At 74.3% G+C, this 22,789-nt stretch carries 22 protein-coding genes; 10 read left to right on the top strand and 12 right to left on the bottom strand.

What is annotated here, in order from left to right; translation table 11 throughout:
- The first annotated feature begins 11 nt into the window (after positions 1-11).
- The 5 genes from WIS52_RS24220 to WIS52_RS24200 are packed head-to-tail and all read left to right on the top strand — an operon-like array spanning position 12 to position 6,012.
- On the top strand, positions 12-1,178 hold the full coding sequence (locus WIS52_RS24220) for an ABC transporter substrate-binding protein (RefSeq protein WP_349300658.1): 1,167 nt from the start codon (positions 12-14) through the stop codon (positions 1,176-1,178).
- Positions 1,175-2,926: an ABC transporter permease gene (locus WIS52_RS24215; RefSeq protein ID WP_349300657.1), complete on the top strand. Its 1,752-nt coding sequence runs from the start codon at positions 1,175-1,177 to the stop codon at positions 2,924-2,926. Before WIS52_RS24220 ends, WIS52_RS24215 begins: the two co-directional genes overlap by 4 nt.
- Positions 2,923-3,999 (top strand): ABC transporter ATP-binding protein, encoded by a 1,077-nt coding sequence (locus WIS52_RS24210; RefSeq protein ID WP_349300656.1) that lies wholly within the window; start codon positions 2,923-2,925, stop codon positions 3,997-3,999. The genes WIS52_RS24215 and WIS52_RS24210 overlap by 4 nt, the downstream gene beginning before the upstream one ends.
- Entirely contained in the window at positions 3,996-4,574 is a 579-nt protein-coding gene (locus WIS52_RS24205; protein ID WP_349300655.1) for a histidine phosphatase family protein, read from the top strand. The genes WIS52_RS24210 and WIS52_RS24205 overlap by 4 nt, the downstream gene beginning before the upstream one ends.
- Before the next feature lie 43 nt (positions 4,575-4,617).
- Complete coding sequence (locus WIS52_RS24200; protein ID WP_349300654.1) at positions 4,618-6,012, top strand: glutamate decarboxylase; 1,395 nt, start codon at positions 4,618-4,620, stop codon at positions 6,010-6,012.
- 52 nt (positions 6,013-6,064) lie between these two features.
- Here WIS52_RS24200 and WIS52_RS24195 read toward each other — a convergent pair whose 3' ends face one another.
- On the bottom strand, positions 6,065-6,649 hold the full coding sequence (locus WIS52_RS24195) for a dihydrofolate reductase family protein (RefSeq protein ID WP_349300653.1): 585 nt from the start codon (positions 6,647-6,649) through the stop codon (positions 6,065-6,067).
- A gap of 196 nt (positions 6,650-6,845) precedes the next feature.
- Between WIS52_RS24195 and WIS52_RS24190 the strand changes: the two genes are divergently transcribed.
- The gene (locus WIS52_RS24190; RefSeq protein WP_349300652.1) at positions 6,846-7,232 is read left to right on the top strand and encodes a VOC family protein; all 387 of its coding nucleotides are present in this window, start codon (positions 6,846-6,848) and stop codon (positions 7,230-7,232) included.
- A gap of 178 nt (positions 7,233-7,410) precedes the next feature.
- Here the strand turns inward: WIS52_RS24190 and WIS52_RS24185 are convergent, their stop codons facing one another.
- The 9 genes from WIS52_RS24185 to WIS52_RS24145 form a co-directional block, all read right to left on the bottom strand.
- Positions 7,411-8,292, bottom strand: a complete 882-nt coding sequence (locus WIS52_RS24185; protein WP_349300651.1) for an SIS domain-containing protein — start codon at positions 8,290-8,292, stop codon at positions 7,411-7,413.
- The gene (locus tag WIS52_RS24180; RefSeq protein ID WP_349300650.1) at positions 8,289-9,227 is read right to left on the bottom strand and encodes an NAD(P)-dependent oxidoreductase; all 939 of its coding nucleotides are present in this window, start codon (positions 9,225-9,227) and stop codon (positions 8,289-8,291) included. Before WIS52_RS24180 ends, WIS52_RS24185 begins: the two co-directional genes overlap by 4 nt.
- A complete protein-coding gene (locus WIS52_RS24175; protein WP_349300649.1) occupies positions 9,224-10,159 on the bottom strand; it encodes a shikimate dehydrogenase family protein in 936 nt (311 codons plus the stop codon). The genes WIS52_RS24180 and WIS52_RS24175 overlap by 4 nt, the downstream gene beginning before the upstream one ends.
- A gap of 3 nt (positions 10,160-10,162) precedes the next feature.
- Positions 10,163-10,855, bottom strand: coding sequence for a bifunctional 4-hydroxy-2-oxoglutarate aldolase/2-dehydro-3-deoxy-phosphogluconate aldolase (gene eda / locus WIS52_RS24170; RefSeq protein WP_349300648.1), 693 nt, complete (start codon positions 10,853-10,855; stop codon positions 10,163-10,165).
- Positions 10,852-11,466 carry a glucose-6-phosphate isomerase family protein gene (locus WIS52_RS24165; protein WP_349300647.1) on the bottom strand — a complete coding sequence of 205 codons (615 nt, stop codon included), beginning with the start codon at positions 11,464-11,466 and terminating at the stop codon, positions 10,852-10,854. The genes eda and WIS52_RS24165 overlap by 4 nt, the downstream gene beginning before the upstream one ends.
- Positions 11,467-11,580: 114 nt before the next feature.
- Positions 11,581-12,606 (bottom strand): zinc-dependent alcohol dehydrogenase, encoded by a 1,026-nt coding sequence (locus tag WIS52_RS24160; RefSeq protein ID WP_349300646.1) that lies wholly within the window; start codon positions 12,604-12,606, stop codon positions 11,581-11,583.
- A 28-nt stretch (positions 12,607-12,634) separates the two neighbouring features.
- On the bottom strand, positions 12,635-13,645 hold the full coding sequence (locus WIS52_RS24155) for a sugar ABC transporter substrate-binding protein (protein ID WP_349300645.1): 1,011 nt from the start codon (positions 13,643-13,645) through the stop codon (positions 12,635-12,637).
- Between the two features lie 41 nt (positions 13,646-13,686).
- A complete protein-coding gene (locus tag WIS52_RS24150) occupies positions 13,687-14,673 on the bottom strand; it encodes an ABC transporter permease (RefSeq protein WP_349300644.1) in 987 nt (328 codons plus the stop codon).
- 5 nt (positions 14,674-14,678) lie between these two features.
- Positions 14,679-16,220, bottom strand: a complete 1,542-nt coding sequence (locus WIS52_RS24145; RefSeq protein WP_349300643.1) for a sugar ABC transporter ATP-binding protein — start codon at positions 16,218-16,220, stop codon at positions 14,679-14,681.
- Positions 16,221-16,450: 230 nt separating this feature from the next.
- On the opposite strand from WIS52_RS24145, the gene WIS52_RS24140 reads away from it, so the two are divergent.
- Genes WIS52_RS24140 through WIS52_RS24130 form a run of 3 tightly spaced genes read left to right on the top strand, consistent with a single transcriptional unit; the run spans position 16,451 to position 19,728 of the window.
- On the top strand, positions 16,451-17,209 hold the full coding sequence (locus WIS52_RS24140; protein ID WP_349300642.1) for an SDR family NAD(P)-dependent oxidoreductase: 759 nt from the start codon (positions 16,451-16,453) through the stop codon (positions 17,207-17,209).
- 21 nt (positions 17,210-17,230) lie between these two features.
- Positions 17,231-18,715, top strand: a complete 1,485-nt coding sequence (xylB, locus tag WIS52_RS24135) for a xylulokinase (RefSeq protein ID WP_349300641.1) — start codon at positions 17,231-17,233, stop codon at positions 18,713-18,715.
- The gene (locus WIS52_RS24130; protein WP_349300640.1) at positions 18,712-19,728 is read left to right on the top strand and encodes a phosphotriesterase family protein; all 1,017 of its coding nucleotides are present in this window, start codon (positions 18,712-18,714) and stop codon (positions 19,726-19,728) included. Before xylB ends, WIS52_RS24130 begins: the two co-directional genes overlap by 4 nt.
- A gap of 183 nt (positions 19,729-19,911) precedes the next feature.
- Here the strand turns inward: WIS52_RS24130 and WIS52_RS24125 are convergent, their stop codons facing one another.
- Positions 19,912-21,204, bottom strand: a complete 1,293-nt coding sequence (locus tag WIS52_RS24125) for a reverse transcriptase family protein (protein WP_349300639.1) — start codon at positions 21,202-21,204, stop codon at positions 19,912-19,914.
- 349 nt (positions 21,205-21,553) lie between these two features.
- On the opposite strand from WIS52_RS24125, the gene WIS52_RS24120 reads away from it, so the two are divergent.
- A complete protein-coding gene (locus tag WIS52_RS24120) occupies positions 21,554-22,279 on the top strand; it encodes a TSUP family transporter (protein WP_349300638.1) in 726 nt (241 codons plus the stop codon).
- Here the strand turns inward: WIS52_RS24120 and WIS52_RS24115 are convergent.
- Positions 22,261-22,776 (bottom strand): cupin domain-containing protein, encoded by a 516-nt coding sequence (locus tag WIS52_RS24115; protein ID WP_349300637.1) that lies wholly within the window; start codon positions 22,774-22,776, stop codon positions 22,261-22,263. The genes WIS52_RS24120 and WIS52_RS24115 overlap by 19 nt on opposite strands.
- Positions 22,777-22,789 lie beyond the last annotated feature (13 nt).

Below are 22,789 nucleotides of genomic sequence, written 5' to 3'. Positions count from 1 at the left end.
TGGAGACATCCATGTCCCGGACCGTTCGCGGTGCCGCCGCCACCGCGATCCTCTGCCTGACCCTGACCGCCTGCGGGGGCGGCTCCCCCACCGGCGCGGGTGCGGGCGCGCCCGCCGCGCCCGACCCGCTCGACTCGCTGTCCACCGAGGAACTGCTCGAGCAGGCGCGGGCGGAGGGCACCGTGAGCGTGTACTCCTTCACCAGCCGGATCGCGGCGGTGGAGGCGGAGTTCGAGCGGACGTACCCGGGCATCGACGTCGTCGCGACCGACATCTCCTCGACCGAGCAGATCGCCCGGATCAAGGCCGAGGCGGCCGCGGGGAGCCCGGGCGCCGACGTCGCCTACCTCTCCGACGCCCCCGTCGTCCTCGACGAGCTCCTCGACGAGGGCCTGCTGCGCAACTACGTGCCGCCCCGGGTCGCCGACGCGCTGCCGGCGGAGTTCCGCGAGCCGCTGCTGGCGAGCCGGCTCTCGACGAAGACGCTGATGTTCAACGAGGAGGCGCACCCGGACGGCCCGCCGGTGCAGAACCTCTGGGAGCTCACCGATCCGGAGTGGAACGGCCGGGTGGTGATGGTCGACCCGCAGATCCGCGGCGACTACCTCGACCTGATGACCGAGATCGTGCTGCGCTCCGAGGAGATGGGTGCGGCGCACGAGGCGCTGCGCGGCGTCCCGGTCGAGCTCGACGAGGGCATCGAGAGCGCCGGCGAGCAGTGGATCGCCGATCTCTACGCGAACGGCGTCGTGCTCGTCGGGGACACCGACTCGGTCAACGCCGCGGTCGGCGCCCGCGGCCAGCAGGACCCGCCGGTCGGGTTCACCACCTACTCCGACCGGCGCGACAACTCCGAGGAGAACCGGGCCCTGCAGGCCGCCACCGAGGTGGCCCCGGCCCCGGGGATCGCGTTCCCGGCGATGATCGGCCTCAGCCCGGACGCCGCGAACCCGGCCGCGGCCCGGCTGCTCGTGGACTTCCTGATGGGTGACGACTCCGAGACCGGCGGAACCTGGTTCGAGCCGTTCTACGTCCCGGGCGACTACCCGACCCGCGACGACGTCACCCCGCCCGCCGAGGCGCTGCCGCTGGCCGAGCTCGGCACCTGGACCATCGACCCGGGGGCGTCGGCCGGGGTCCGCCGCGATGTCGCCGACCTGCTGCTCACCCTCGGATGAGCACGACGTCTCCGGGGCTGCTCGGGCGCACCGTCGCCGACCCGGTCGGACGCCTCGGCCTGGCGGTCTCCGCGGTGCTGGCCGTCCTCGTCGTCACCCCGATGGTCGGCCTGGTCGCCTCGACGCTGCGCCCGACCGGGCGGGAGGCCTGGTCGGACGTGCTGACCGGGCGGCTGTCGACCAGCCTGTTCTGGGAGCCGCTGGGCAACTCGCTGCTCGTCGGCGCGGTCACCGCCGCCGGCTCGGTACTGCTCGGCGGCGGCCTGGCCTGGCTGGTCGTGATGACCGACGCGCCCTGGCGCAAGACCATCGCGCTGCTGGCGACGGTCCCGTTCGCACTGCCGAGCTTCGCGCTGGCGCTGGCCTGGGAGACGGTGTTCCGCAACGACCTCGTCGGCGGGCGGGCGGGTGTGCTCGCCGACCTGGGCGTCGCGGTGCCGGACTGGATCGCGTGGGGGCCGGTGCCGGTCGCGGCGACGCTGATCGCGCACTACTTCTCGCTGTCGTTCCTGCTGGCCGCGGCCGCGCTCGCCACGGTCAACGGCGAGCTGATGGAGGCCGCCGAGATGACCGGCGCCACCCGGCTGCAGGTCGCCCGGTCGATCACGCTGCCGGTGGTCACCCCGGCGCTGGTCTCCGGGGCGCTGCTGGCCTTCGCCGAGGGCGTCAGCAACTTCGCCTCCCCCGCGCTGCTCGGGCTGCCGGTGCGGTTCCAGACGCTGTCCACCCGGCTCTACGGCGCGATCACCACCGGGCAGGTCGAGCGCGGCTACGTGCTGGCCCTGCTGCTCGTCGGGGTGGCCGCGACGATCCTGTTCGCCAGCAACCGGATCGTCTCCGGCCGCCGCTCGTTCGCCACCATCGGCGGCAAGGGCGGCCGGCGCGCCGTCATCCGGCTCGGCCGCAGCCGGGGCCCGCTCACCGCGCTGGCGTTCGCGCTGTGCCTGTCCACCAGCGTGCTGCCCGGCCTGATCCTGCTCGCGTCGAGCTTCGCGCGGCGGACGAACTCGTTCACCGGCGGGTTCACCACGCACTTCTGGGTCGGGGAGTCCGACCCGTCGATCGCGCAGGGCCAGCGCGGCGTGCTGCTCGACCCACTGATCATCGACGCGACGCTGACCACGGTCGGGCTCGGGCTCTCGGTCGCGGTCGGCGCGACGCTGCTGGGCACGGCGGTCGGCTACGTCGTCGTCCGGCTGCGCGGGCTCGCCCCGGTCACCGGCTCGCTGACGCTGCTGTCCTACCTGCCGTTCCTGATCCCCGGGATCGCGCTGGGTGCGGCCTTCATCGCCCAGTTCGGCCGGCCGATCGGGCCGGTCCCGGCGCTCTACGGCACGTTCGCACTGCTGGTGATCGCCGGAATCGCCGCCACGCTGCCGTTCGCGGCGCAGGCCGGCCGGTCGGCGATCGGCCAGATCTCCCGCGACGTCGAGGAGGCCGCCGTCGTCGCCGGCGCCGGACTGGCCCGCCGCGGCGGGCGGATCGTGCTGCCGCTGGCGTCGCGCGGGCTGCTGGCCGGCGCGTCGCTGGTGTTCGTGAACATCGTCCGCGACCTGTCGCTGATGGTGCTGCTGGTGACGCCGGCGCTGCCGCTGCTGTCGGTGCTGACCTACCGCTACGCCTCGGAGGGCTTCGCGCAGTTCGCGAACGCCGTCACCGTGCTCATCGTCCTGCTGTCCGTCGGGGCCACCGTGCTGGCCCGGCGGCTGGAGGGACCGAACCAACCGTGGAGGGAGGCGGCCTCATGACGGGCATCCGTGTGTCCGGGCTGCGCAAGGAGTTCGCGCCGTCCGGAACCGTGGCGGTCGACGGGGTCGATCTCGAGGTCCCCACCGGGGCGTTCCTCGTCCTGCTCGGGCCCTCGGGCTGCGGCAAGACGACGACGCTGCGCATGCTGGCCGGGCTGGAGGACCCGACCGGCGGCGAGATCCGGTTCGGGGAGACGGTCGTCGCCGGGGCGGGCACCGTCGTGCCGCCGGGCCGGCGCGACGCCGGACTCGTGTTCCAGAGCTACGCGCTCTGGCCGCACATGACGGTGCGGGCCAACGTCGAGTGGCCGCTCACGATCGCCCGGATGCCGGCCGCGCAGCGCCGGGAGCGGATCGCCGAGGTCCTCGACCTGCTCGCGATCGGCGAGCTCGCCGACCGCTACCCCGGCGAGATCTCCGGCGGCCAGCAGCAGCGCGTCGCGATCGCCCGGATGATCGCGCCCAACCCGTCGGTGCTGCTGTTCGACGAACCACTGTCCAACCTGGACGCGAAGCTGCGCGCCGAGACCCGCACCGAGCTCCTGCGGGTGCACCGGGCCACCGGCGCGACCAGCGTCTTCGTCACCCACGACCAGATCGAGGCGATGACCATGGCCACCCACGTGGCACTGATGCGCGACGGGCGGGTCGAGCAGTTCGGAACCCCCGCCGAACTCTTGGCGGACCCGGCGACCGACTTCGTCGCGACGTTCATGGGGACCCCGGCGGCGAACGTCCTCGACGCCGTCGCCCGCGACGGGCGGCTCACCGCCGGGGACACCGACCTCGGCGCAGCCGGCGCGGTCGCCGACGGCACCGCGGTGCGCGCGATGTACCGGCCGGAGTCGCTGCGCCTGGGCACCGGGCCCGGACCGGTGCTGCACACGGTGTTCGCCGAGGTCACCCCGCTGGCCGGGCGGATGGTGGTGACCGGGGTGCACGGCGACGACCGCATCTCCGTCGTGCTCGACGAACGCCCCGAGGCCACGCACGGCGACCCGTTGCCGGTGGTGCTGCCCGCGTGCCCGGACCGGGTGTTCGACGCGGCGACCGGACGGCGGATCGCATCGTGAGGCTGCTGCTGGTCCGGCACGGCGAGACCGCCGCCAACGCCGCACGACGCCTGCAGGGCGACTCCGACGTCCCGCTCTCCGGCGCCGGCCGGGCCGGCGCCCGCGATCTCGGCCCGCTGGTCGCGTCCTACCGCCCGGAGCACGTGGTCGTCTCGCCGCTGGACCGGACCCGGGAGACCGCGCGGCTGCTCGGGGTGTCCCCGGACCGGGTGGACCCGCGCTGGCAGGAGGCCGACCTCGGGCAGTGGACCGACCGGTTCGTCGACGACCTCCCGGCCGCGGAGTACGCGGCGTGGCGGGCCGGGGAGCTGACCCCGCCCGGCGGGGAGTCGTTCGCCGGGATGACCGCGCGGGTGACCGGCGCACTCGCCGACCTTCCCGGCGACGGGGTCGTGCTGGTCGTGACGCACGGCGGCCCGATCCGGGCGGTGCTCGACCACCTGCTCGGGTTGCGCCCGTCGCGGCTGGTGCCGGTGGGGCCGGCGTCGCTGACCGTGCTCGACCACGACGGGGGCGGGACCCGGCTGCGGGCCTACAACCTCGGCGGTCCGGTGTCCGGCGTCCCCGTCGGGTGACGACTGCGGCGATCACCGGGAACCGGGGCTACCGTCCGCGGGCATGCCCGGTGCGCACTCGCCCTCGGAATCCCACGGCGGAGACCGCTCGGTCGCGGTGAACCCGGTGTTCGCCGCGGAACCGGTGGACATCCCCCGGTTCACGCTGCCGGATTCCGGTCTCGCCCCGGAGGTCGCGTACCAGGTGGTGCACGACGAGCTGATGCTCGACGGCAACGCGCGGCTGAACCTGGCCACGTTCGTCACCACCTGGGCCGAGCCCCAGGCCCGCCGGCTGATGGCCGAGTCGCTCGACAAGAACATGATCGACAAGGACGAGTACCCGCGCACCGCGGACCTGGAGCAGCGGTGCGTGCGGATGCTCGCCGGCCTGTGGCACGCCCCGGACACCGAGCGCGCGATCGGCTGCTCGACGACCGGGTCGTCCGAGGCGTGCATGCTCGGCGGGCTGGCGCTGAAGCGGCGCTGGCAGCACCGCCGTCGCGCCGACGGGCTGCCGGCCGACCGGCCGAACATCGTGATGGGGGCGAACGTCCAGGTCTGCTGGGACAAGTTCGCCAACTACTTCGAGGTGGAGCCGCGGCTGGTCCCGGTGTCCGGGGACCGGCTGCACCTGGGCGTCGACGAGGCCCTGGCCCGGTGCGACGAGAACACGATCGGCGTGGTCGCGGTCCTCGGGTCCACCTTCGACGGCAGCTACGAGCCGGTCGCGTCGCTGTGCACGGCGCTCGACGCGCTGGCCGCCGGGGGTGGCCCGGACATCCCGGTGCACGTCGACGGCGCGTCCGGGGCGATGATCGCGCCGTTCTGCGACCCGGACCTGGAATGGGACTTCCGGCTGCCGCGGGTGGCCTCGATCAACACCTCCGGACACAAGTACGGGCTGGTGCACCCGGGCGTCGGCTGGGTGGTGTGGCGGGACACCGGCGCGTTGCCCGAGGACCTGGTGTTCCGGGTGAACTACCTGGGCGGTGACATGCCGACGTTCGCGCTGAACTTCTCCCGCCCCGGCGGGCAGGTGATCGCCCAGTACTACCAGTTCCTCCGGCTGGGCCGGGACGGGTTCGCCCGCGTGCAGGGGACCTGCCGCGACGTGGCGACCACCCTCGCCGCGAAGATCGCCGAGACCGGCGCGTTCCGGCTGCTCACCGACGGCACACAGCTGCCGGTGTTCGCCTTCACCGTCGCCGACGGCGAGCCGTTCTCGGCGTTCGACGTCTCCGCCGCGCTCCGGGCACACGGCTGGCTGGTGCCCGCCTACACCTTCCCGCCCGACCGCAGGGATCTCGCCGCACTACGGATCGTCGTGCGCAACGGATTCGGCCACGACCTCGCCGGCCTCCTGCTCGACGACCTGCACCGCTGCCTGGTCCGGCTCCGCCGGCAGCCCGGCCCGGTGCTGGGCCCCGAAGCCGCCGGGTTCGCGCACGGAACCTGAGGCGGCTGCGCCGCTCGTGAGTACTTTCCGGGGTCCCGGCCCCGAGAAGTACTCACGGGCGGCGCAGCCGCAGACAGATGCTGCCGCCGCCGAAGGTGTGCTGCTCGACCAGCCGCAGGCGCAGGTCGGTGCCGGGCGGGAGGTAGGGCTTCCCGCCGCCGAGGAAGGCCGGGACCACGGTCGGGCGGAACTCGTCGATCAGGTCCAGCAGGGAGGCGGCCAGACCCGGGCCGCCGACGGCCAGTTCGCCGTCGGTGTCTCTCTTGAGCCGGCGCACCTCGTCGATCGCGTCGGCGCGGCGCACCAGCCGGCAGCCGGGTGCGACGGAGGACAGCGAGTCGGAGAAGACGATCCGCGGCGTCGCGACGTACTCGCGCGCGAACTCCGCCTCCACCTCGTCCCCGTCGGCCCGCTCCGGCGCCGTCCAGAACTCCTCCATGACCTCGTAGAGACCGCGTCCGAACAGGAGCGCCGCCGTGTCGCGGGTCTGCTGGTTGGCGAAGCGGTGCACCTCCTCGTCGGGCGCGGAGAATCCGATGTCGCCGGCCGGGTCCTCGACGTAGCCGTCGAGGGAGATGCTCATCGCGTAGACGAGGGTGCCCATGCCGGGTGGACCGCCGGGCCCGGCCGGACTCATCGGATCTCCGCTACTGTGCCGGTGCGCCCCCGATGGGCCCGATCGCGGAGGAGGACCAGCACCGCCGGCCTCGGCCGGTATCCCGCACAGGCCCGCGGGCGCAGGCACCACCGTCCTGAACGGTGGTCGCCCTTCCCCTGGTCATCGGGTGCGCGGTGCCCCCTCCCGGTCGTCACGACCGACCTGGGAGAGCCCCATGACCTGCACGTTCAACCACACCATCGTCGCCGCCCGGGACCGGCACGCGTCCGCGGCGTTCTTCCGCCACGTGTTCGAGGCGGCCGAGGCCCCGTCCTGGGGCCCGTTCACCAACCTGTCGCTCGACGGCGGGGTACTGATCCAGTTCGCGGACCTGCCGGTGGACGCGTTCCCGGAGATCCAGCCCCAGCACTACGCCTTCCTGGTCGACGACGAGCTGTTCGACCGGGCCCTGGCCCGGCTCGTCGACGACGGCGTCGAACACTGGGCCGACCCGCAGATGTCCCGCCCCGGCGAGATCAACCACGGGCACGGCGGACGCGGGGTCTACTTCCGCGACCCGGCCGGGCATTTCCTGGAGATGCTCACCGAGCCGTACCTGTGACGGCACGCGGCGAACGCGCGATCATCGTCGCCGGCATCCGGCAGACTGTCCGCTGTCGGCGGACGGGGGTCCGGGGGCGGGACCGAGAGTGCGGAACGGGGTGGCCGACGCGGTACGGCGCCGGCCCGTCGTCGCGTTCTGCGTCCTGCTTGCTCGGCACCCGGTCGGCGTCCTGACCTCAGTCGGTGCTCCCCCGGAACCGGCTCAGTCCCTCCTTCATCCGGGCCAGCCGCTCCAGGTGCTCCGGCCCCCGGCGCAGTGCGACCCCGGTGGCCAGGACGTCGACCAGCACCAGCCCGGCCAGCCGGCTGATCGTCGGGGTGTAGATGTTGGTGTCCTCCAGCGTCTGCAGCACCAGCGCGCAGTCGGCCAGTTCCACCAGCGGACCCTGCTCGCCGGTCAGCGCGATCACCGTGGCGCCGTTCTCCTTCGCCGCGCGGGCGATGTCGAGCACCGCGGTCGTCCGCCCGGTGTGCGAGACCGCGACGACCACCGTGCCGGGCCCCGCCACCGCCGCGGCCATGAAGGACTGGTGCAGGTCGGCGTGCGCCGCGCACGGGATGCCGAACAGCACACCCTTCTGCGCCGCGTCCTGGGCGAGGATCCCGGACGCGCCCTGCCCGACGAACAGCGCCTCGTCGGCGGCCAGCAGCAGCTCGATCGCCCGCTCGACCTGCGCGGTGTCCACCGAGCGCCGGGTACGGTCCAGGCTGCTCAGGGTGTGGTCGAAGATCTTGGTGACCAGGGTGGCCGGGGGGTCGTCGACCTCGATCGCCGAGTGCGTCACCGGGGTCCCGACGGCGAGCTCGCGGGCCAGCCCGAACTTGAAGTCCTGGAACCCGCCGAACCCCAGCGTGGTGCAGAACCGCATCACGGTCGGCTCGCTGACCCCGGCCGCCCCTGCCAGCTCGGCCATCGACATGGCCGCCACCTCGCCCGGGCGCTCGGCGACCACGGCCGCCACCTTCCGCTCCGACGGGCGCAACCCGGTCTGGTCGCCGAGCCGGTCGAGGACCGGTTCGTACGCGCCGGGAGCCTCGGGGCGGCCGGTCGTGGTCATGGTCGTCGGTCCTCCTCCAGCACGGCGAGCAGATTGCGCACAGCCTGCCCGGTCGCCCGCCGGACGCTCGCACCGGTGTAGCCCCCGATGTGCGGGGTGGCCAGGGCCCGGTCGTGGCGCAGCAGCTCCGACGTCGGCGGCGGCTCCACGGCGAAGGCGTCCACCGCGTAGGCGGAGAGCCGGCCGTCGTCGAGTGCGGCCAGTACCGCGGCGTCGTCGACCAGCGCCGCGCGGGCGGTGTTGACCAGCACCGATCCCGGCCGGACGGTGCGCAGCAGGGCGGCGTCCACGAGCGGTGTGCCGTCCGCGGGCGGCGGGCAGTGCAGGGTGACGACGTCGGCGGCGGCCACCAGGTCGGCCACCGCCAGCGCCTCGACCCCGGACGGGACGCCGAACGGGTCGTGCCCGACCACCCGCGCACCGAGGGCGAGAAAGATCCCCGCCACCCGCCGCCCGATCTCCCCCAGCCCGACGACGCCCACGACGACGTCGGCGAGCTCACGTCCACTGTGGCGTTCCCAGCCGCCGTTCCGGACCATCGCCGCGGACCACGGGACGTGCCGCAGCGCGGCCATCGTCACCGCGAGGGTCAGCTCGGCGACGCCCTGGGCGTTCGCCCCGCCTGCCCGCTCCACCCGCACCCCGGCGGCCGCGGCGGCGCCGAGATCGATCGCGTCGGTCCCGGTGCCGTTGCGGCTGATCACCTTCAGCGCGTCGGCCGCGGCGAGGCTGCGGGCGGTGATCGGCTCGACGCCGGCCAGCCAGCCGACGACGCCGGGCAGCAGCGCTCGCTGGGTCTCCTCGTCGGGCAGCACACCGGCCGGTCCGGCGACGAGCTCGTAGCCGGCCTCGGTGATCGGCGCCAGCTCCGGCACCTCCGCCAGCCCGGCGGCCGTCAGCGAGCGGGGTGTCACGAGGACCTTCCCGGCGCTCATGCCCGGGTCCCGGCCGCGATCTCGCCGAGTGCGGTGAACTCGGGCCCGGTGGTCGGGATGTCGATGTCGAACACCTCACCGATCACCTGTGTCCAGCCGTGCAGGAAGTAGGTCCAGCCGTCGACGACGCGCACGTGGCCCGCGGCCCGGGCCTGGTCGAGGAACCGCAGGTCGCCGCGGTAGTTGAGGTCCCAGGCGACCGTGTCGTCCGGGAACACGGCGGCGTCGGTGAGCGGGGAGCCCGGCGCGTCCTTGCCCAGCCCGGTCGCGTTGACCACCAGCGAGCCGGGGGCCAGCCCGGCCAACACCTGGTCGTTGCCGCCGGCGACGGTCTGCAATGGAGTGTCCGAGCCGGCCTCGGCGTAGATGCGGGCGAGCGCCTCCCGTCGCGCGGTGTCCGGATCGGACACCACGATCCGGCGGGGGCGGTCGGTTCCCCGCTCGGGGCGGCTGAGGTACCAGCTGATCGCGATCGCCGACCCGCCGGCGCCCATCAGGAACGCGTCCCGGGTACCGCCGGTCCAGTGGCCGGGCTCGAGAAAGGCGTCCAGCGCCAGCCCCGAGGAGATCGGGTCCTTGGCGTGCGCGACGAACGCGCCGTCGCGCTTGGACAGGCAGCTGACCTCGCCCATCAGCTCCGCGAGCGGATCGACGACGTCGAACCGGTCCCGGCAGGCGTCGAACAGGTCGATCTTGTGGGTGGTGACCAGGGCACCGAGGCCGTGGCCGTCGGTCCGCAGGAAGTCGGCGACAGCCCGGTAGTCGTCGGCGGGGGCGTGCACCGGCAGGTCGATGCCCGCCAGCCGGGCGCCGTCGAGGCCGAGCCGGGAGGCCCAGCGCGGGAAGACGGTGCGGATCGAGGAGCTGCCGGTGGTGACACCGACGAAGTACAGCGTCGGGACGGTGGCGGGGGCGGGGAGCTCGACGGCCACGGCTCAGTCCTCCTGACGGGTCGTTGCGGCGCGGGGCTCCGCGGCGGGCGCTCCGGCACCGGCCTCCGACGCACGGAGCCCGGCGGCCGCGCGAGCCCGTTCGGTGATCGCGGCCCAGTTCCCGGCGGCGACGTCGGCGCGCGGCGCGACCCAGGTGCCGCCGACCGCGAACACGGCCGGGTGCGCGAGGTACTCCGGTGCGGACTGCGCGGTGATCCCGCCGGTCGGCAGGAACCGCACCCCGGACGTCCCGAACGGTCCGGCCAGCGCGCGCACGGCGGCGAGCCCGCCGTAGGTGCCGGCCGGGAAGAACTTGACGACGTCGTGCCCCGCGGCCAGGCAGGCCATGATCTCGACCGGGGTGACGGCCCCGGGCACGAACGGCCACCCGGCGACGGCGTCGAACAGCTCCGGCGAGGAGCCGGGCGAGACCCCGAACGCGGCGCCGGCGTCGATCGCCTGCCGCACGTGGGCGGGGGTGAGCAACGTCCCGGCGCCGGGGACGATCTCCGGGACCTCGGCGGCGATCCGCTCGATCGCGGCGGGCGCCGCGGCGGTCCGGAACGTCACCTCCACGGCGGGCAGCCCACCCTCGACCAGGGCACGGGCGAGCGGGACGGCGGACTCGGCATCGTCGATCTCGACGACCGGCACGACCCCGGCGGCGGCGAGCCTGTCGAGCACGTCCCCGGTCACGCCGTGCTCCCGGCGTATCCGGTGTGGTCGGTGTTGCGGCGCAGCGTCCAGCCGCTGTCGGCGTCCGGCACGACCAGCGACGCCATCCCGCCGGCCTGCTCGATCAGCGAGTAGTCCTGACCGGCGTCGGTGTTGTAGCAGAACAGCGTGACCAGCGGCTCGTCGCCGGTGTTGACGCTGCGGTGCACCCAGTGCCCCGGGACGTGCACGGCCTTGCCGGGCGCCAGCTCGAGGGCCTCGCTGCGGCCGTCGATCGTCTCGAGCAGCAGCAGCCCACTGCCGGACAGGCAGTGGTAGAGCTCGGCGCGGTCCGGGATCGCGTGCAGGTGTCCGCGGGTCACGGCGTACTCGTCGCCGATCCGGCCGGGCAGCAGCGTCGAGGTGCCGATGGTCAGCGCGCCCGGGCCGTCGGCGACGCGGTGCTCGTCGACCCGGTAGACGACGTGGTCCGGACCGAGCTCGGCCAGCGCGCTCTCGTAGGCCTCCCGGTCCCGGTAGACGCCGCCCATGTCGCCCAGGTGCTTGACGTACTCGGACGTCCGGCCGGTGAGCACACCGTCGGTGCCGACGAGCAGGGATCCCGGCTCGGGGACCCGCGTCGGGTCGACCATCTTCTCTCCTCCTGTAGCTCTACTACATGTGTTCGGGCGCAACGGGTTCCGCCCGTTCGCGACGGGACCGGAGCCGAGCCGCGCCCGGCGTGGATCGGGTGGGATGTAGCGGGACTAGCCCACCGCCGAGACCAGCACCTTCACCTGGTCCGGGTCACGGGCCGCGTCGAACGCCGCGGCCGCCCGGTCGAGCGGCTCGACCCGGGTGATCAGCAGGTCCGGGTCGAGCCCGCGGACCAGCTCCAGCGCGGCGACGACGTCGTCGCGGGTGTACATCAGGCAGCCGCGGACGGTGACCTCCCGGTCCTGCACCAGGTGCAGCGGGATCCGCCGGTCCCCCGGCGGGACCCCGACGACGGCGACCGTGCCGCCCTTCTCCAGCAGGTCGACGGCCTGACGCATCGAGGACTCCCCGGACACGCAGTCGACGACGACGTCGGCCGGCCCGCCCATCGCCGCGACGGCACGGGCGAGGAACCGCGGGTCGTCGGCGACCAGGCCGGCGTCCGCGCCGAGCGCGACCGCCCGCTCCAGCTTGGCCGGCTCGATGTCGGTGACCAGCACCGTCGCCGCCCCGGCGGCGCGGGCCGCGACCGCGCTGAGCAGCCCGATCGGCCCGGCACCGAGCACGACGACCCGGTCCCCCGGCCCGACGCCGGCCGCCCGGACCGCGTGCACCGGCGTCGCGAGCGGTTCGACCAGGGCCGCGGCCCGGTCGCTCACGTCGTCGGGCAGCACGTGCAGCCGGTCGGCGGCGACGGTGAAGGCGTCGGCCATCGCGCCCTCGGTCTGGCAGCCGAACACCCGCAGCTCCGCGCAGATGTTGTAGCGGCCCTCCCGGCAGCGCCGGCAGGTCCCGCAGGCCAGGTTGGGTTCGAGGACCACGCGGTCCCCCGGTGTCACCGAGGTGACTCCGGGGCCGAGCGCGCCGACGACGCCGACCGCCTCGTGACCGGGGGCGTAGGGCAGGTCGATGAAGGGGTGCGCGCCGGCCGAGGCGTGCACGTCGGTCCCGCAGATCCCGACCAGGACGCTGCGGACCAGCGCCTCGCCCGCACCCGGGACGGGCTCGGGTTCCCGGGAGACGGTCACCGCGCCGGCCCGGTCCACGCGCACGCGCCGGACCAACGCTGCGGTCATGGTCGGTCTCCTTCGTGGTGGGCGGGATTCAGAACAGGTTGTCCGGGTCGTAGAACTCGTCGACGTTCTCGCAGCCGATCCCGGCGGCCCGGGTGTTGATCAGCGGCTCGACCTCGGCCGGGTCCTGCTCACCGGTGGCGATCGACAGCGCGAGGTCGAACGCCTGGGCGGCGGCCAGGTCCGGCCAGTTCAGCCCGGACGAGATGTACTGGCCGTCGCACCCGCCCTGCTGGATCTCGGCGAGCGCCTCCTTCTGCCCGTCCGCGGCCGCGGCGACCAGGGTGTCGGTGTTGCCCTGGTTGCGCAGCACCTGCAGCGCGCCGAGGGTCATCGAGTCGTTCAGCCCGAGGATGAGGTCGACGTCGGGGTGCGCGGCGAGCATCGACTCGGTCGCCGGGACAGCCTCCTCCTGGGTGTAGGTGGCGCTGGCCTCGGCGACGATGTCGTGCTCCACACCGCCCTCGGTGAGGCCCTGCAGGAACCCGCGCTGCCGGGCCGGGCCGGCGATCTCGTCGTTCGGGCCGCCGTTGAGGATCGCGACGCTGATCGACTCCCCGGAGCCGAACCGCGCGGCGGTGAGCTGCCCGGACAGCCGGCCGATCTCCTCGTTGTCGGACTCGATGGTGGTGATGCCGACGTCCGGGATGCCGGTGTCGACGAACACCAGCGGCACCTGGCCGGCGACCTGCTCGAACTGGCTGCGCTGGGTCTCGGGGGAGATCGCGTCGACGACGATGATGTCCGCGCCCTGGGCGAGCATCGTCTGGACCTGGTCGAGCTGGGTGACCGGGCTGCCGGCGGCGTTCTGGAACAGCAGCGAGAAGCCGTCGCGCTGGGCGTGCTCCTGCGCGGTCGCCTCCATCGCGGTGTAGAACGGCGCGTCCATCTGCCGGTGCGCGAAGCCGATGGTGACCTCGTCGGCGGCGCGCTGTTCCTGCGGTCCGGCGGCACCGCCGCCGTCTCCGACGGTGCCGCAGGCGGTCAGGGATAGCGCAGCGGCGGCGAGCAGTGCCACCGCCTTCGGAGTGGTTCGGGACATGGGAACTCCGTTGTTCGAGGTGGGTGCGGACGAACGGGGCCTCATCGGCGGGCCGCGCGGGTGCCCAGGGTGGCCAGCACGACCGCGATGAGGATCAGGGCGCCGCGGAAGGCGTCCTGGAGGAAGGTGGAGACGTTGAGCAGCACCAGCAGGTTCGCGATGACGCCGAAGATCATCGTGCCGACGACGGTGCCGAACACCCGGCCCTGACCACCGGCGAGGCGGGCCCCGCCGATGACGACGGCGGCGATCGCGTCGAGTTCCATCAGCGTGCCGGCGGTCGGCGTGCCGGCCCCGACCCGCGAGGCGAGCAGGAACCCGCCCAGCCCGACCAGCACGCCGGCGATCACGTAGACCGAGACCAGGGTGGAGCGCACCGGTACACCGGAGGCGTGCGCGGCCTCCCGGCGGCTGCCGACGGCGAACACCCGGCGACCGAACACGGTGTTGCGCAGCACGAATGCCAGCAGCAACGCGATGCCGATCCAGATGATCCCGAGCAGCGGGATGCCCGCGACGGTCAGCGTGCCGGGCAGCGAGTACAGCGGGTCGGCCGGCCGGACCGGGGTCCCCTCGGTGTAGGCGTAGACCAGGCCGCGGGCCAGGGCGAGCATGCCGAGCGTGACGATGAACGGCTCCAGGCCGCGGAACGCGACCAGGGTGCCGTTGACGGCGCCCAGCGCGGCGCCGACGCTCAGCGCGATCAGCAGGCCGAGCACCACCGAGGTGCCGCCGAACATGCCGACGCAGAGCACCGAGGCCAGGCCGAGCACCGAGCCGACGCTGATGTCGATCCCGCCGGTGATCACGACCAGCAGCTGGGCCAGCGCGACGATGCCGATCACCGACATCTGCAGGACGAGGTTCTCCAGGTTGCGGCTGGTGAGGAACGCGTCGCTGGCCAGCGACGCCACCACCAGCAGGACGAGCAGGATGCCGAGCGCGTACTGCTGGCGCAGCCAGCCCCACGCCCGTCGCCCACGGGCCCGCGTCTCGTCCGTCGTGTCCCGCTCCGGTCGGGAGGTCACGGCCGTCATGCCGCCGCCCCGCCGAGCGCGGAGCGGATCAGGTCCTCGGTGTCGGCGTGCTCGGTGTCGAACTCGTCGACGGCTCGTCCGTCGCGCAGCACCAGTACGCGGTGGCACAGCATCAGTGCTTCCTCCGCCTCGCTCGTGACCACGAGGACGGCACGGCCCTCGCGACACAGGTCGTGGATGATCCGGTAGATGTTCATGCGGGCACCGACGTCGATGCCCTTGGTCGGCTCGTCGAGCACGACCACGGTCGGGTCGGCCTCGAGCCACTTGGCCAGGCAGACCTTCTGCTGGTTGCCGCCGGACAGCGTGCTGGTGAGCACGTCCGGGCCGCCCTTGACCGCGAAGCGGCCGATGAGCTCGCGGACCCGGGTCCGCTCCGCGGCGCGGCGCAGCACGCCCCAGCGCGACCGTCTGTCCAATGTGGCGAGCGTGAGGTTCTCGCCGTTGGTGAAGTCGGCGACGAACCCCTCGCGGCGGCGGTCCTCGGTCAGGTACGCGACGCCCCGGCGCAGCGCCGCGGCGGGTGTGCGGAGGTGGACCTCCTCCCCCTCGACCAGCACCGTGCCGGCACGGGCGTCCTGCTGGCCGGAGATCGACCGGGCGACCGAGCTGCGGCCGCTGCCGACCAGGCCGTAGAGACCGAGCACCTCGCCGGCCGCGACGTCGAACGACACCGCCTCGGCCGAGCCGGACGCCAGGTCCCGCACGCTCAGCACCGGCCGGCCGGGTTTGCGCGGCAGCTCGGGCGGCCGTTCCAGGGCCCGCACCGCGTCGCCGATCATCAGCGAGGTGATCTCCTCCGGGTCGGTCCCGGCGGTGCGCTTGACGTCGACGAGCCGGCCATTGCGCAGCACGGCGATCCGGTCGGACAGCGCGAAGACCTCGGGCATCCGGTGCGAGACGAACACGACCGCGGTGCCGGCCTCCTTCTCGCGCAGCACCATGGCCTGGATCTCCCGGAAGTGCTCCTCCGATGTGGACGCCGTCGTCTCGTCCAGGATCAGCACCCGGTGCGGGGTCACCTTGGCCCGGCTCAGCGCGAGTATCTGCCGCTGGCCGGGTCCGAGCTCGCGGGCCGGGGTCGCCGGGTCGAGGTGGCCGAGGCCGACCTCGCGCAGCACCTCCCGGGTCTCGGGGTCGGCACCGCGGCGGGCGCCCGCCCACGGGCGGACGTCGCCGCCCGCGCGCAGCCGGTAGAGCCAGACGTTCTCGGCGATCGGGAAGTCCTCGATCACCAGCGGTTCCTGGTGCATGAGCAGGATCCCGGCCTGCTCCGCCTCGGCGGGACCGGCGACCGGCCGGTCGAACCCCGCCACCCGGATCTCGCCGCTGCTCGGGGGCTCCTGCCCGGCCAGCAGCCGGGCGAACGTGGACTTGCCGGCGCCGTTGGCGCCGCAGACGGCCAGCACCTCGCCGGCGTGACCGTCGAGGTCGAGCCCGTCGAGCGCGACGACGCCGGGGTAGGTCCGGCCGACGCCCCGGGCCGAGAAGACGACCGTGCCCGCGGCGATCCCGCCGGCCGGTTCCTCGATCTCCACTGATCCACACCTCCTCGTGCGCGGCCGCTCGTGGGGAGCGCGACCGCGGCTGCGGCCGGAGTCGTCCCGGCTCGCTAGCGATGTAGTGAAACTACCTAGCGGTCACCCGTTGTCAAGACCGACCCCGACAAATCCCTGGTGGACAGGAGTTGGGCGACCGCTCTCGCGGCAGAGTGACTAGTAGGACTACATTGCGGGCCACGCGGTACCGATCCCAAAGGAGGGACCAGATGACCGACCGCTTCACCGGTCGCCGGATCGCGGTCACGGGCGCGGCCGGCGGCATCGGCCACGCGCTGACCGTCTCGCTCGCCTCGCGCGGCGCCACCGTGTACGCCCTGGACCGGACGGCGGAGTCCATGTCGGACCTCGCCGCCGAGCAGCCGGCCCGGATCTCCACGCACGCCTGTGATGTGAGCTCCGAGGAGTCGATCACCGCCGTCGTCGGCGATCTGTACACCGGAGCCGATGCGGAGGCCCCCGCGATCGACCTGGTCAACTGCGCCGGGATCGTCGAGGACGACGTCGCCGCCGAGGACATGCCGGCCGACCAGTGGGACGCGGTCATGGGCGTGAACCTGCGCGGCGCCTTCCTGATGTCGCAGGCGTTCGGCCGCGAGATGCTCGCCCGTGGTGGCGGTGCGATCGTCAACGTGTCGTCGATGTCGGGCACCCGGATCGTCAACCACCCGCAGCGCCAGTGCGCCTACAACACCGCCAAGGCCGGGCTCAGCGCGCTGACCCGCTCACTGGCCGTGGAGTGGGGCCCGCGCGGGGTGCGGGTGAACGCCGTCTCCCCCGGCTACGTCGACACCCCGCTGAACGCGCGCAAGCAGCACATGCACGCCGGCTGGCTGGAGGGGACCGTGCTCGGGCGCTTCGCCCACCTGCGGGAGATCACCGCCGCGGTCGAGTACCTGCTCGACGACGACGCCGGCTACTGCTGCGGGACCGACCTGCTCGTCGACGGCGGCTACTCGCTCCGCTGACTCCGATCCCGAGAGGCAACGATGATCATCTCGCACGACCTGGGCACCACCGGCGACAAGGCGACCCTCGTCGACGCCGACGGCCGGGTGCTGGCCGCCGTCACCGAGACCTACCCGACCGACTTCGGCCCGCACGGCAAGGCCGAACAGGACCCCGACCACTGGTGGGCCGCGGTCTGTGCCGCGGGCCGCCGGCTGCTCGAGCGGGTGCCGCACGCACGCGTCGAGGCCGTCAGCTTCTCCGGCCAGATGATGGGTGCGGTGCTGGTCGACGGCGCGGGCCGCCCGACCCGGCCGGCGATCATCTGGGCGGACACCCGCTCGACCGACCAGACCGCACGGATGCTGGACCGGGTCGGGATGGAGAAGGCGTACGCGATCACCGGGCACCGGCTGAACCCGACCTACTCGCTGACCAAGGTCATGTGGGTGCGCGACCACGAGCCCGAGGCGTTCGACGCGACGCGGCACCTGTTGCTCGCCAAGGACTACGTCGTGCACCGGCTGACCGGCGAGTTCGTCACCGACCCGTCCGACGCCAGCAGCACCAACGCCTACGACCAGACCGCCGGAGGCTGGTCGGAGGACCTGCTCGACGCCGCCGAGCTCCCGCGGTCGCTGTTCCCGGAGATCGTGGCGTCGACGACGGTCGTGGGCCGGGTGACCGGCGAGGCGGCCTCCGCGTCCGGGATGCCCGCGGGCACCCCGGTGGTGCTGGGCGGCGGGGACGGGCCGATGGCCGCGCTCGGCGCCGGGATCCTCTCCCCCGCCGACGGCGCGTACGCCTACCTGGGGTCGTCGTCCTGGATCTCGCTGGCCGCCGACGCCCCGCTGCACGACCCGGGCATGCGCACGATGACGTTCAACCACGTCGTCCCGGGCCGGTTCGTGCCGACCGCGACCATGCAGGCGGGCGGCGCCTCGCTGGAGTGGATCGTGTCCACCCTGGACCCGGACGGCGACGACGGCCGGTTCGACCGGCTCCTCGGCGGCGCCGCGCAGGTGGCCGCGGCGGAGGACGGGCTGTTCTTCCTGCCGCACCTGCTCGGCGAGCGCTCGCCGTACTGGAACCCGCGGGCCCGGGCGGTGTTCGCCGGGCTGGCCCGCCACCACGGTCCGGACCACCTGACCCGCGCGGTGCTGGAGGGCGTGGCGTTCAACCTGTACACGGGGCTGCGCGCGTTCACCGAGAACGGGGCGCGCATCTCCGGGGTCGACGCGATCGGCGGGGCGGCGAACTCCGCGCTGCTGCTGCGGATCTTCGCCGACGTCTGGGGCGTGCCGGTCCGGCGCCGGGAGCTGGTCGACGAGGCGACGTCGCTGGGAGCGGCGATCGTCGGCGGGGTCGGGGTCGGGCTGTTCGACGGGTTCGAGGTGGCGCAGCGGTTCGCGGACGACCGGGCCGAGGAGGCGCCGTCGCCGTCCGCGCACGAGCGGTACGGGCACGAGTACGAGGTCTTCCTCGATGCCTACCGCCGGCTCGAGCCGTGGTTCGAGACGCTGTGACCGGCGCCGCGACGACCGGGGGCCCGGCGACCGGCGCCGTGCCGGGCTGCATCGTCCGGACGGTGCTCGGCGACGTCCCGGCGGCCGACCTCGGCCCGACCAACTATCACGAGCACCTGTTCCAGGTCAGCCCGCTGCTGCCCGGCGACGAGCTGGACGACGAGGCTGCCAGCGGCGCCGAGGCCCGGACCCTGGTCGAGGCCGGGATCGCCGCGATGGTCGAGGCCACGCCGACCGGGCTCGGCCGCGATCCCGAGGCGGTGGCCCGGATCAGCCGGACCACCGGGCTGCGGGTGGTGCACGTGACCGGCGGCCACCGCACCGAGCACTACCCGGACGGGCACTGGCTCACCACCGAGTCCGAGGACGCGCTGCGGGTCCGGTTCACCGCCGACGTCGTCGACGGGCTGCCGCGCTCGGACGTCGCCGGCCGCGGCCCAGTGGCGTCCACACCGGACGGTGCGCCGGTGCGGGCGGGGATGGTGAAGGCCGGTGTCGGGTACTGGCGGATCTCGGCCTGTGAGCGCCGGGTGCTCGCGGCCGTGGCGGCAACGGCCCGGGACACCGGCGTCGCGGCGATGGTGCACCTCGAGTACTGCTCGGCGGCGTTCGAGGTGCTGGAGCACCTGGCCGCCGGGGGTCTGCCCGCGGACCGGGTGGTGCTGGCGCACGTCGACCGCAACCTCGACGCCGGGCTGCACGCCGAGCTCGCCGCCACCGGCGCGTACCTCGGCTACGACGGCCCGGCCCGGCACCGGGAGGCACCGGACTCGGCGATCCTCGACGTGCTCGCCGCCGTCGTCGACTCCGGTGGGCTGTCCCGGGTACTGCTCGGTGGGGACGTCGCGCGGCGCAGCCGGTACCGCGCGCACGGCGGGATCCCGGGGCTGGACTACCTGCCCCGCCGGTTCCTGCCCCGGCTGGCCGACCGGGTCGGCGACGACGCGGTGCGGGCGGTCCTGCACGAGAACCCGGCCCGGATCCTGACGCTCGCCGGCACCGACGACCGCTGACCCGGCCAGCCCGGCCATGATCGTCGTTCGGGCGCCGACAGGTGCCAGGTCCGGCACCGACCGGAACCCGGACAGCGATCACCGGTCTCCAGTCGTCAGACGGGGCGCGCCGTCTCCGCGGCGTGATCACCCGTTGTGGAGCGCAGCATGCGCGTCACGCACGTTCCGCTCCACAACGGACGATCACCGGCGTCGGTCCCAGCCGATCCGGTCGAACAGCCCGTGCAGCGTGGCGGCCCGGCGGGGCCGGCCGCTCCCGACCCAGGCGATCCGGCCGAGCAGGTGCTCCCGGAACGCGGGGTTCCCGTCGCGGTTCTGCGCGTCCGGCCCGGTCCGGGCGGCGTTGTGCAGCAGGGCGCGCAGCTCGTCGTAGTCGCGGCGCGACGGTGCGGGAGCGGTCGAGTTGACGATCAGCCCGGTGACCCGCTGGCGGTGCTGCGCGGGGGCGATCCGGGTCTTGCCGGGCCGCACCCGGAACCCCTCCTCGGCGGCGACCGTGGTGATCCGCGCAATCAGGCCGTGCACCGGCAGGTCGGCGTCGCCGCTGAACACCAGGTCGTCGGCATAGCGCCCGTACCGCGCGCCGACGGCGGTGGCCAGCCCGGCGAGGCGGCGGTCCAGCCGGTGCGCGAGCAGGTTCGCCGCCACCGGCGACGACGGCGCCCCCTGCGGCAGGTGCGGTGCCGCCAGCCGGTCGAGCAGCCGTCGTCGCGGATCGGGGTCGGCGCCGGCGGCCGTCGCCGGGCAGCCGCGCAGCACGGCGGGCGGGGTGGCGGTGACCAGCAGCCCGGCCAGGGTCCGGGCCACCGCGGGCGGGTAACCGGCGGCCTCCAGCAGCCCGGCGAGCCGGGCGCCGGTGACGTGCGAGAAGAAGCCCTCCAGGTCCAGGCGCAGGAGCATCGGCCGCCCGGAGTGGATCCGGGCCAGGGTGTGCGGGCCGCGACCGCGGACGTAGCCGTGCGCGGCGTCGTGCACCGGGATCGCGGCGAGCACCCGCCGCACCACCCGGCGCTGCAGCTCGGCGAGCCGGGGCGCGGGGGACTCGATCAGCCGCGGCGTCCCGGACCGCGCCGGGACCCAGCGCCGCCGGTAATGGGTCAGTGGCCCGGAGATGTGCCGCAGCCAGCCGCCGGGGTCGGCGAACCAGGCGAGCTCGCCGTCGTCGAGGTGCAGTGCGCGGGCCACGGCGGGGACGTCCGTCCAGGGTTCGACCGGCCAGCGCCACCTGGCCGGCGGCGGCGCCTCGTCGCGCAGGTGCCGTCGGGGCAGGGCCGGCAGTGCGGCGACCTGCTGCTCGAACCGGTCCGCCGGCGCGCGGGGCGTGCTCCGCCAGCGCCCGAGCAGCTTCCCGGCGACGTCGCCGATCTCGTCCGGTCCGCTCCAGCCCGGAGCGGCGGCGAGCCGCTCGGCGAGCGCGACGGGGTCCCACCGGCCGGGCCGGGCCAGCGCGGCGACGACGGAGGCGGACGGCGCCATCAGCGGCCGGTGATGCGGCGGTGGTGTACGACCGGTGCTCTCCGTCCGCCGCGCGCCGCCGGCAGTGGGGTCCTGCCCCGGGCGCGCGGGACGCTGTGCCGCGATGTGCCGGTGCGCCCCGGGGTTGCCCCGGGGTGGCGGGCGCCGACCGTGGCCGGCGCGCTCGCCGACTCGTCCACCCACCGCCGCATCCCGCGGGACGCTACCGCACCGATCGTCCGGTCCAGCCGCCTGCCGCAACGCACCGGCGCCCGTGTGCGGGCCGGACCGGACGTCGGGTCCGGCCGACGGCGGGCGGGCCGTGGCCCGGCTTCCGGACCGGTATGAAGCACAGCTAACGTTCCCGGTCGTGGTGGTCACGGCGCTGGACCTGGTACTGGCCGGGCTCGTCGTCGGGTTCGGCGCACTGGTCCAGGGCGCCGTCGGGTTCGGCATGGCGCTGCTCGCGACGCCGCTGCTCGCCCTGATCGACCCGGCGTGGGTGCCGGTCCCGATCCTCGTTCCGGCCATGGTGCTCGCCATCGCCTCGCTGCTCCGGGAACGCGGCCACGCCGACTGGCGTGGCGTCGGGTGGGCGATGCTGGGCCGGCTGCCGGGGACCTTCGCGGGCGTCGCGCTGGTCGTGCTGCTGTCCCCGCGGGCGTTCGCCGCCGCCGTCGGGGTCGTGGTGCTCGCCTGCGTCGCGGTGTCGCTGGCGCCGTTGCGCGTGCGACCGACCCCACCGTTGCTGGTCACCGCGGGCCTGGTGGCCGGGGTGTCCGGGACGGCCGCGGCGATCGGCGGGCCGCCCGTGGCACTGCTCTACCAGTCCGCGTCCGGACCGCGGATCCGCGCGACGCTCGCCGCGTTCTTCGCCGCCGGGACGCTGCTGTCACTGGCCGGGCTGGGCGTCGGCGGGGCGGTCACCGTCGACGGGCTCCTGCACGGTCTGCTGCTCGTGCCGTTCCTGGCCGCCGGGTTCTGGCTGTCCGGCCCGGCTCGCGTCCTGATCGACCGGGGCGGCACCCGGCCGGCGGTGCTCGGCCTGTCCGCGGCCGCCGCGTTGCTGCTGCTGGGTCAGGCCGTGCTGGGCTGACCGGGACCGGCCGGGTGGGCGGGATCTGCGGGGTGGGCAGGATCTGCGGGGTGGGCAGGGTCGATCCAGGGCACGTGCTCGGGTTCGGCGACGCCGTCGATGTCGAGGTTCACCACGACCGGCTCCTGCCCGGAGCGGGTGAGCACGCACTCCAGCGGCTCGTCGTCCAGGGCGTTGATCTCCTGGTGCGGCACCCACGGCGGCACGAAGATGAACCCGCCCGGCCCCGCCTCCGCGGTGAACTCGAGGTTCTCGCCCCACTTCATCCGGGCCCGGCCGCGGACCACGTAGATCACGCTCTCCAGCTCGCCGTGGTGGTGTGCCCCGGTCCGCGCGCCCGGGTGGATGGTGACCGTGCCCGCCCACAGCTTCTCCGAGCCGACGCGGTCGTGGGTGACCGCGGCCGCCCGGTTCATGCCGGGGGTCTGCGCGGTGTTCGTGTCGAGGAGATCGCCCGGGATCACGCGGACGCCGTCGTGGCGCCAGTCGGTGCTCATGGACGGCGACGGT

This window comes from Pseudonocardia nematodicida (genome assembly GCF_040105385.1).
GTDB lineage: Bacteria > Actinomycetota > Actinomycetes > Mycobacteriales > Pseudonocardiaceae > Pseudonocardia > Pseudonocardia nematodicida.
Note: the sequence above shows the minus strand (reverse complement) of the source record. Positions and strands in the feature narration are given on the sequence as shown.